Annotated in this window: 2 protein-coding genes; both read right to left on the bottom strand. The window is 61.8% G+C overall.

Features of this window, described 5'->3' with window-relative positions; translation table 11 throughout:
• Positions 1-345: a hypothetical protein gene (locus NMG46_RS29485; RefSeq protein ID WP_254820776.1), complete on the bottom strand. Its 345-nt coding sequence runs from the start codon at positions 343-345 to the stop codon at positions 1-3.
• Entirely contained in the window at positions 342-1,445 is a 1,104-nt protein-coding gene (locus NMG46_RS29480; RefSeq protein ID WP_254820775.1) for an IS5 family transposase, read from the bottom strand. Before NMG46_RS29480 ends, NMG46_RS29485 begins: the two co-directional genes overlap by 4 nt.
• Between the last annotated feature and the right edge of the window lie 83 nt (positions 1,446-1,528).

Here is a 1,528-nt window from a genome sequence, read left to right as displayed (position 1 = left end):
CTAGCAGGCTGTTGAAGAAGTATGTCGCGCGGCCTTGAGGATGACCTCATCGCCGTTGTGATAGGCAAACGTGATTTCGATGGAGCCATCGTCGAGCAATTCGGCATGGCCATCGCCTGTGACTTCGTCCATCTCGTCGCAGCCGTTCCAGGTAAAGAAGACCATTGATGGGCCGTAACTGAGATCAAGGCCGGCTTGCAGGGCGCCAAAGGTAATCTCGCCGTTGTTGTCATCGCCGATGGTGATCGTGGCCGGGCCGCAGAGGTTGAGATAGCCGCGGTCCCACAGATCGGCCTCGACGATGCGCCAGTGGCCGACCAACTGGCAGCCCACGGGCGCGCTCATGCTGGCACCGCCAGCAGCTTCGGCAGTCGCACCAGATTGTAGGCAGCGGCTGCGAAGGTGAAGGCCCATCCGACACGGTCGCGACCGCGGAACCTGGTCTTGTGCTGGCCGGCTACGACCTTGATCCAACCGAACGCCTCTTCGATGCGCTTCCTGATGCGCTGGCTGACGGCATAGCCGCCATGCCGCGTCGTGCGCCCGTCGATCGCGGAACTGCGACCGCTCGTATTCTGCGCTACATGCGGCGTCACCCTCATCGAGCGCAGCTCATTGACGAAGTCTTCCGCGTCGTAGGCCTTGTCGGCGCCGAGCGTGATCGCCTGTGGCCGCTCCGCTCGAGGTTCGATCATGTGCAGTGCGGCCACCCGCTCAGCATGTCCGTCGGCCAGTGTCAGGCAAGCGTCGACTAGCAGGCCGTGGCGGTTCTCCATCAAGCCATGTCCCATAAAGCATAGCTTGGCCTCCTTGCCTTTGCCCTTGCGATAGAGCCGGGCATCCGGATCGGTGGTCGAGGCATGTGTGTCGTTGGAGCGCTTGTGGCCATGGAAGTCCGCTTCCGCGTTTCGCCCGCCCCCTTCAGCCGGCGGCTCACCATGACCACCGCTTGGGCCGTCCTTCGGTTTGACGCTCTTTATCGATGCCCACGCCTCGATCAGTGTGCCGTCGACCGAGAAGTGGTCCGTAGACAGAAGCTTCTTCACCTTGGGCTGCGCCAGCACTGCGCCTAAGAATTTCGCCGCGATATCACCTTCCAGCAACCGGTCGCGGTTCTTTGAGAACACCGAATGGTCCCAGGCCGCGTCATCGACGCCGATGCCGACGAACCAGCGGAACAGAAGGTCGTATTCCAGCCGTTCCATCAAAAGCCGCTCCGAGCGGATCGAGTAGAACGCCTGTAGCAGCATCGCTCGCAGCAGCTTTTCCGGCGGGATCGAAGGCCGCCCCATCGGCGAATATAGCGCCGCCAAGTCCCGCTCCAACGCTGCCAGCGCCTCGTTCACAATCGCCCGAATGCGGCGCAACGGATGATCGCGCCGCACCCGAGCCTCGAGATCAACATAACTGAACAGTTCGCCAGACCGTTCGTCTCCGCCGCGCATGCCTCGCTCTCCGAATCTCTCCGAAGACACTGAATCACGCTCACAGCCTCGCTGCGAGCCACTTTTTCAACAGCCTGCTAGAT

It is taken from the genome of Mesorhizobium sp. LMG 17147 (assembly GCF_024297145.1).
Taxonomy (GTDB): Bacteria; Pseudomonadota; Alphaproteobacteria; order Rhizobiales; family Rhizobiaceae; genus Mesorhizobium.
The sequence above is the reverse complement of the archived record's forward strand: the minus strand, read 5'-3'. Positions and strand labels throughout refer to the sequence as shown.

Coding starts and splice junctions, on each gene's coding strand:
- NMG46_RS29485 (WP_254820776.1), bottom strand. CDS start 345: ATGAGCGCGCCCGTGGGCTGCCAGTTGGTCGGCCACTGGCGCATCGTC.
- NMG46_RS29480 (WP_254820775.1), bottom strand. CDS start 1,445: ATGCGCGGCGGAGACGAACGGTCTGGCGAACTGTTCAGTTATGTTGAT.